At 71.5% G+C, this 7,082-nt stretch carries 7 protein-coding genes and 1 pseudogene; 4 read left to right on the top strand and 4 right to left on the bottom strand.

What is annotated here, in order from left to right:
* Both ACWC94_RS42110 and ACWC94_RS42105 read left to right on the top strand, forming a co-directional pair.
* On the top strand, positions 1-114 hold a 114-nt coding region (locus ACWC94_RS42110; protein WP_450803049.1), incomplete at its 5' end, for a DUF6131 family protein.
* Positions 115-320: 206 nt separating this feature from the next.
* Positions 321-528, top strand: a pseudogene (locus ACWC94_RS42105) (MmyB family transcriptional regulator); the annotation flags it as partial.
* A 153-nt stretch (positions 529-681) separates the two neighbouring features.
* Here ACWC94_RS42105 and ACWC94_RS42100 read toward each other — a convergent pair.
* The 3 genes from ACWC94_RS42100 to ACWC94_RS42090 form a co-directional block, all read right to left on the bottom strand.
* Positions 682-1,542 (bottom strand): DUF5994 family protein, encoded by an 861-nt coding sequence (locus tag ACWC94_RS42100; protein ID WP_450803046.1) that lies wholly within the window; start codon positions 1,540-1,542, stop codon positions 682-684.
* Positions 1,543-1,622: 80 nt separating this feature from the next.
* The gene (locus ACWC94_RS42095; protein ID WP_450803045.1) at positions 1,623-2,117 is read right to left on the bottom strand and encodes a DUF5994 family protein; all 495 of its coding nucleotides are present in this window, start codon (positions 2,115-2,117) and stop codon (positions 1,623-1,625) included.
* 134 nt (positions 2,118-2,251) lie between these two features.
* On the bottom strand, positions 2,252-2,557 hold the full coding sequence (locus ACWC94_RS42090; RefSeq protein ID WP_450803043.1) for a hypothetical protein: 306 nt from the start codon (positions 2,555-2,557) through the stop codon (positions 2,252-2,254).
* A gap of 825 nt (positions 2,558-3,382) precedes the next feature.
* Here ACWC94_RS42090 and ACWC94_RS42085 point away from each other — a divergent pair.
* A complete protein-coding gene (locus tag ACWC94_RS42085; protein ID WP_450803041.1) occupies positions 3,383-3,877 on the top strand; it encodes a hypothetical protein in 495 nt (164 codons plus the stop codon).
* Between the two features lie 37 nt (positions 3,878-3,914).
* On the opposite strand, the gene ACWC94_RS42080 is transcribed toward ACWC94_RS42085, so the two are convergent.
* Positions 3,915-5,684 (bottom strand): SpoIIE family protein phosphatase, encoded by a 1,770-nt coding sequence (locus tag ACWC94_RS42080; RefSeq protein WP_450803040.1) that lies wholly within the window; start codon positions 5,682-5,684, stop codon positions 3,915-3,917.
* Positions 5,685-6,464: 780 nt separating this feature from the next.
* Between ACWC94_RS42080 and ACWC94_RS42075 the strand changes: the two genes are divergently transcribed.
* The gene (locus tag ACWC94_RS42075; RefSeq protein WP_450803048.1) at positions 6,465-6,842 is read left to right on the top strand and encodes an ANTAR domain-containing protein; all 378 of its coding nucleotides are present in this window, start codon (positions 6,465-6,467) and stop codon (positions 6,840-6,842) included.
* The last annotated feature ends 240 nt before the right edge of the window (positions 6,843-7,082 follow it).

The following is a 7,082-nucleotide window of genomic DNA, read 5'->3' as shown; positions in this document are numbered from 1 at the left end:
ACCGGCCTGTCCATCCTGTGGACCATCGGGATCATCCTGCTGGTCGTCGGAGCCATCCTGTGGATCCTCGGCGCGATGGGACACGCCGTCGCCGGTCGACGCCACTACTGGTAATCGGGGTCGGGCACTGAAAGGCAGTGACCCAGGCAGCAGGCAGGCCGACAGTCGGCGCGGCCCCCACCAAACTCCAACCGGCGAAGGCCGGGGGGCCCGGCTCAACCTGTCCAGGGAGCAGCCGAGCAGTTCTCCGTCCCATCCGTCGACGAGGCACGTCGGGGTGCGGGCGGGTGGCGCACGGTCCGGCTCGGGACGGGCGCCCCCACAAGACCTTCCACCACCCCAGGTCGGCACGGTCACCCTCACCTCGCAGTCCCCGCACGTGGAAGGCACACCCGGCCAGCGCATCGGCGTCTACATCACCGAACCCGGCACCCCGACCACAACGCCCTTCTCCTGCTCGACATGACCGCGCCGAGGCCGCCGCAACGCCCCGCGCACACCCCGAGGGGCACCGGTCAACAGCCGTAAGCCGCCATACCCGTCCCAGACCTTGCACCGCATCGCGCGCAGGGCTGCGCCGGAAGAAGCCTCGCCCGCAGCCGGCCGGCGTCCACCCACGAACCGAGCGCATCCTCGCCGGGTGTGCCTGCCCGTGCCGCCGGACGGGCCGGACCCACGCACTCAGCTCGCGAAGTGACCCTGCTCCGGCGTCAGTCCCATTGCGGACACGAGCGATTCCGCGGCCCGCTCGGTGGCCTCCGGTGACACGACCAGCAGATCCCGGCGCCCATGGGCGGGGGCCATCAGCACGATGGTGCTGGGCGTGCGCGCCGTGGCGGTCCTGCGCAGCCGGACGACCTGGTTGCAGACGAGCATGCGGCCCGGGACCCCGGCCCACCCTGTGCCGTTCACCAGGACACTGACGATCTGGCCCCAGGCGCGGGGCAGGCCGGAGAGCAGTGACGGGAGTTCCGCCAGGAGGTCGAAGGTTCGCGGCCACCAGGCCCCGTCGATACGGCGTGGCACGGTGCTCTCGGGCGCTAGGTACAGGCGAAGGAGGGGCGGGACCGGTGGCGGGCGCCGCAGCTGGTCGCTCATGAGGTGTCCTGTCGGGTGGTTCGGCGCGGCATGTGGTCCCCGGCCGGGCGGTGCGTCCCGGCGGCCGGCAGTGCGCTCGCGGGGAGGCGGGAGTGCGGCGTCGGCCGTTCGTCCCTCCCAGGCGTCCTGTGCGCTCGCGTAGGCGGGGAAACGGTCGAGCAGGCCGGTGTGGCGGAAGACCAGGTCGGTCGTGTGGTTGTCGTACACGATGCGTACCCAGCCTCGCCGGGCGCGGCAGTCGGACCACGCCTCGCACAGCGCAGACAGGATGCTGGAGTCGGAGAAGGTCACCTCGCTCAGGTCCACGATCAGGAAGAGCCGTCCGGGCCGGGCCGCTCGGGCCTCGGCCAGGGCGCGGACCAGTGGAGCCGCGGATTGCGTGTCCAGTTCACCGTGCGTGCGGACGATGCGGCACTCCTCGAAGAGCGCAGAAGTGTCATTCACAGTGGGCAACGGCTCACGCGAGGATGGTGGTTGACGCCGGCCGGTCGTCCCTGCCGCGGGCTCCCAAGGGGCCCCGTGCCTCATTCCGCCTCCCCGGCCGCGCCCACCGGGCGACCCGCATCGGCGAGCGCCAGCATGCTCGCGGCGGTCAGTGGGTTCTCCGGGTCGGCAGCGGCGGCCAGCAGCCGGACAGCTGTTCCGGCTGGCTCCTCGGGCGGGACGACCAGGAGCACCCAGCGTCCCACGGCGCCGCAGTCCAGGGTGATGACGTGCGCGTCGCTTCCGGGTCCGGTCGGCTCCACGGCGATCACCCGGCCTGGGGCCATGACCGTGCGCGGAGCGCCGGGCCACCCGGCGGGGTCCACGGTGACCCGTATCACGGCCCCCGGATACGGCTCCAACAAGTCGACAAGCGAGGGAAGTTCGAGCTCCAGCGCGTCGCAGCGCGGCCACCAGGCACCGTCCAGCGGGCCGTGACTGACGTCCGGGGTGAGGGTCAGGCGGGGCAGAGGCATGCGGTACGAGTGCGCGTCGGCACCGGACGCGTCTTCAGCCGGCGCACTGCTGGGTTCCATGGTCCGGTCCCGTCCCGGGAGCCGTAGCACGACTGCCCGTTTCGTACCTCGCCGGGAACGGCACCGCCGGAAGCGCTGCGCGAAAAGCTCTCGGTACGGTCAGGCTACACCTGAGCCGAGGAGAAGCGGGCGGGTCAGCCGTCCGGCTCCGTCTTCTCTGCCCCGCCCTGTTCCCCTTGTTCTTCCTCCAGCTCCTCCATCAGGCAGGTGCCCTCATGTGTCAGCGAGACAGCCGCAGGGGTCCGGTGCGAGGTCCAGTCCACGCTGATCAGTCCCTCGTCGGCCAGATAGGCGCAGGCGGCGGAGAGGTCCTCGTCGGGCAGGCCCAGCTCGGCGCGGAGTATCGATCCGCTGACCTCGGGGCGATTGCGTTCGACGGCCCCGTAGAGGGATCGCAGGACCGCCTCCCGGTTGTTCTTGCGTTCGCGGAGTCTTGTCATGGCTGTGGTTCTCCGGGGTCACGGCCGCGGGGGACGAACACGCCGGCGGATCCTCGTGGCCTCACGGATCCGGGTCGTACCTCGTCGGCGTGAGCGTGCGCGTGCTCTGTCGATTTGCTGGTCGCGAGCCGGAGCGTGCGGGTTCCACGGCGTGCGCGGTGTCGAGGGTGAGATGGAGCCGGGTTCCTCCTTCGCGACCGGCGGGGCAGCTGCTCCATACGGAGCCCCGGACGCGAGACGAGTACGAAACGTACGGACCACGATTCGGGTCGCTGCCCGACGCAGGCGGGCGACGGTGTGAGGGGCCTGCGTCGCGTTTCCACGGCAGCCCTCTCTGCAGGGTATGCCGGGTGCGGGTGGCCGTGCGTCCCATGACCGGCCGGGCGACCGGCCGCCTGCCGATCGCCCGGCCGAGCCCGGTGACCACGCGAGCCGGCCTGGGCCGGAGGACAGCGCCCGTACGCGGACGGCCGGCGCCGTTCCTGATGCCGGCGACCGCCGGGCCGCCGGGGCGGGACCGGCTGGGAGTACGGTGGATACACCGAGGGCACGCCGCGCACCGCCTCAGGCACCGGTGCCGTTCTCGGGGATCGACGACGCCGGGGCGGCCTTCGTCCGCGCCCGGGGGCAGGGTTGGCGATGACCGCGCAGGTGCTCCCCCCGACGACCCTGGCCCTCCCCGCTCTCCGGCCCGCACGGGGCAGGCCGCGTACCCGCGCACAGGGCCCGCCGCAGAGGGAGCGCACGTCGTCGCCCCAGATTGCGGATCGGATCCATCGGCTGACGCGCGGTCAGGTCGCGGACCGTCTGCAGGAGCTGGGCGACTTGTACGCGGAAGCCTCCGGTGGTGACCCGTGGGCGTGGAACCAGGCACGTGGCCCCTTCCTGGGCCATCTCACGGCCGACGCACGACGGCCGGGGTTCTCGCTGCTGATCGCGGAGACCACCGCCCTGACCGGATACGCCTACGGCTTCCCCGCGGGCAGCTCGGGTCCATGCTGGGCGGGCTTCGACGGGCACGTCCGGGGAGGTCTGCTCCGCCGCGCCGCCTCCGGGCGGCTCTTCGTCGTCTCCGGGATCGTCGTCCCGCCTCGCGTGCGCCGGGAGTACCGGGACCACGTCTGGAACCTCGCCCGGCGCCTGCAGCGGCGACTGCTCGCCGACCACGGCGCCGCGCTCGGCGTCGCACTGGTGGACGTCCGGGACGGCAGGACCGTCGAGACAATGCGGTCCTGGGGCTGGCGGTACGCCGGAGACGACGGCCTTCAGGCCGTGTCACCCGGTCCGTTCCGCATTCTGGCGCTTGCTCCGGGGACGTGAGCAGCCACGCCCCGTCATGGATCACGCCTCGGCCCGGTCAGGGCAGGCGCAGGGCGAGAAGGGCGACGTCGTCCGTGCTGCCCAGGGGCATCCGGGCCGCCAGTTGGTCGCACAAAATGTCCAGAGGTTCGTGGGCGAGGGCGAGAGCGTGGCGACGCAGTCGGCTGAGCCCTCTGGTCAAGTCGCTGCCGGGGACTTCGATCAGGCCGTCGGTGTAGAGCAGGAGCGTGGACCGCGGCGGCAGCGCGTGGGCGGCACTCGGGCGAGGATCGCCGGCACACGGGTCGGTTCCAAGGATGAGTCCCTGCCCGGCTTCGAGGTACTGCGCGCTCCCGTCGGGGTTCAGCAACAGGGGCGGCGGGTGCCCCGCACTGGTCCAGTGCAGCGTCCAGGGGCCGCTGTCCGGACCGTCCACCCGGGCGAGGACGAGGGTGGCCATCCGCACGATGGTGATGGCGTGCATGGCGTCGTCGAGGCGGTCCACGACGGCACCGGTCGGCTCAGCATGGTCCCAGGCGAGGGAGCGCAGGATGCCGTGCAGCTGCGCCATGCCGGCCGCGGCGGTCAGATCGTGCCCGACGACGTCGCCGATGACGAGGGCGAGCGTGCCGTCCCTCAGCGCGAAGGCGTCGTACCAGTCACCACCGACCTGGGAGCCGGGCGGAGCGGGCTGGTACCGGGCGGCCAGCTGGAACCGGCCGTGCGCGGGCAGCGGGGGAAGGAGGTTGCGCTGCATGGCCTCGGCGACCGCGCGCTGCCGGCCGAACCGGCGCGCGTTGTCGATGACCAGACCGACCCGGCGGCCGATGTCGCCGGCCACGTCGAGATCGCCGGTGTCGAAGGGCCGGGCCGGGTCGGTGCGCACCAGCGTCAGCGCACCGGTGACCTGCCGTCCGCTGCCGAGCGGCACCGTGATGGCGGATGCCGCGCCGATCGCTCCGAGGAAGGCGTCGTGCACGCTGGCCAGCGGGGAGTCGGGCGGTGCCTCCAGGTCCACCCGCTTCTGAAGCACGGGAGCGCCTTCGTTCAGTACCTGGACCAGGGGCGAGTGGGTCGCCTCCCCGACCGGGGGCAGATGACCGCGCCAGTCCTCCTGCCCGGCTGCACGGCCCTCCGGACCGGTCACGGCCACTCGGTGCACCTGACGAGAGCCGACCCGCAGGTCCACCGCGGCCCAGTCGGCGAGGCGGGGGACAAGGACGCGGCTCAACCGGGCGAGGGCCTCGTCCACCTCCAGGGTCTGACCGAGCACGTCGGTGATCTCCGCGACGAGTGTCAACCGCTCGGCGAGACTCTCCAGCGCGCTCGTATGAGCCGCTCGTTCCGCCTGTTCCACCCGTTCCGACCGCTCGGCGCGTTCCGCTCGTTCCCTACCGGCACGGCGGTCCGCCGCGGTCTCGACGATCAGCACGACCATGCCCAGGCAGACGCCGGAGACGTCGTCCGCCAGGGGGGTGGCCGACCAGGAGATCGGGACCAGCCGCCCGTCACCACGCAGGCACCTGTCGTCGTCCCCGCGTGCCGCACGCCTCTCGGCCAGTGCCCGCAGCAGCGGGCAGCGCTCCCGCGGGACGAGGCCACCTCCCGGGTCGCGATGGCACAGGTCGTGCAGATCCCGCCCGTACACCGACCCTGCAGCGCGCTGCAGAAGCCGCTCGGCGGCCGGGTTGACAGCGACGATGCGCCCGGCCGAGTCGATCACGGCAAGGGCCGTGCCCAGCTGCTCGACCACCTGCTGCCACAGAGCCGACTCCCCCGCGGACAGCCGCCGCTCGTGCTCTCCGCCGGACTTCAGGCCCTCCGCCACGTCACCGCCGTCCTTTCCGCACGGACCCACCACGGTGGGCGGCCCCCGGGCCGGCAGGTCACAGAGACGTCGGCACCCCGATGGGTTCCTCTTCGAGTACCCCGCACCCGCGAGTAGGTCGCCGCCCTCGCCCGACCGGCTTCGTCAGCCCGTGGAAGGCGAAGCGCTCGACCGCGAACGCGCACGGGTGACCCCCGGGACGAGAAGTCGGCTGCCGGCCTCCCATGCGGGGTCGCCGTCTCGAACGCCCACCCACATCCAGTCGGAACTGGCCGTCGCCACCCGCCACACCATCGGCGACGCCATGGGCATCGTCGTCGGTCGCCACCACTGCGATCCTGTCAGCGGCTCCCCCGGCTCATTGGCTGAACCGGAGGAGCCTGAGTCGAGCCAGCCCCATGGATACGCTGCTGAACGCGGCCCCCCTGGGTGCCCCCTCCGAGTCCCACACACCCGAATGCCCTGCCGCGATGTACGACAGTCGCTCGATCGTATGGTCATGTGGGCCGTGATCCGCTCCCGCAGGATCCTTGCAGTCCATCGGGCAGCCGCGACCATCAACGGAGCATCCGCGACCCGAGTGGTACCGATCGTCCGAAGGGCAGGTGCACCACCGCCCTGGCCGCGTTGAACCCTGAGTCAGGTCCACGCCACCGGCCGCTGCGCGCCGCGGAACGGGATGCACGAAGACAGCATCCGGGGTAAGAGTCGAATTGTCGTCCTCGCAATTCCGTACGGCACGGCGACCCGGGCGGGAGACCCGCGGTCTGGGATGTGATCATGATGGAGAACTCTCGAAACGGCACCCTCACGCGGCTCGAGGAGCACATGGTTCCGGGACGGACACCGCTCCTGAACAAGATCAGCGAGTTGCAGACGGAAATCAGTCAGCTGCAGGAGGCCGTCGTCTCCCACACCGTGGTCGACCAGGCGATCGGCGTGGTCATCACCCTCGGTGGCCTGCATCCCGAGCAGGGATTCCAAGTGCTGCGAGAGGTCTCACAGCACACCAACACGAAACTGCGGCAGGTATCCGAACTGATCGTGGACTGGGTGCACGGCGAACAGCTGCCGGACGAGATTCGCACCGCTCTGATCAAGGCACTGGCCAGGGCACGGTCATCTGAACGCAGCACAGCTCTGCCGCCCGCGTTCTGAGCCGGACGGCAGGGCGGGCGGACGAATGGAATGCCAGCTCACTTCCGAACCCGCACGCGACACGACCTCCGCCCAACGTGTCCCCGAACCCCCCTGGCCAAAACGTCCCACCTCGGACTTACATCGCGTACGGCGAGCATGCGGCCTCAGGGCGAGACGCCGTCGTCCGACTGGGGCAGTCGCAGGGCGAGCAGGGCGATGTCGTCGTGGGCCCCTGCCACGAGTCCGTTCATCAGCTCG

The organism is Streptomyces sp. NPDC001135 (assembly GCF_053598395.1).
This window is presented reverse-complemented; position numbering and strand designations above follow the sequence as displayed.